The sequence below is a fragment of the Peribacillus sp. SIMBA_075 genome, from assembly GCF_046534585.1.
In genome coordinates this window covers 1-237 of sequence record NZ_JAWRYN010001579.1, presented here as the reverse complement: position 1 = coordinate 237, position 237 = coordinate 1, and the positions used below count along the sequence as shown (strand labels likewise).

Here is a 237-nt window from a genome sequence, read left to right as displayed (position 1 = left end):
CGGCCGTCGCTGACGATCTGCGCGGCGATGATCACTGCCACCAGCACGCTGAGCACCAGGCCGGGACCGAACTCCAGGCTCATCGGCTGGGGCCCCATGACGTAGCTGAGCAGGACGAGCAGCGGCGCCACCAGCAGCGCCAGCTGCACGCTGGAGCCGAGCGCGATGGACATGCTCAGCGCCATGCGGTTCTGCCGCGCCGAGACGATCGCGGTCGCCTGCTCGGCGGCACCGCCG

General features: G+C 71.3%; 1 pseudogene. It reads right to left on the bottom strand.

Features of this window, described 5'->3' with window-relative positions:
• A pseudogene (locus SB775_RS33735) lies at positions 1 to 237 on the bottom strand (calcium/proton exchanger); the annotation flags it as partial.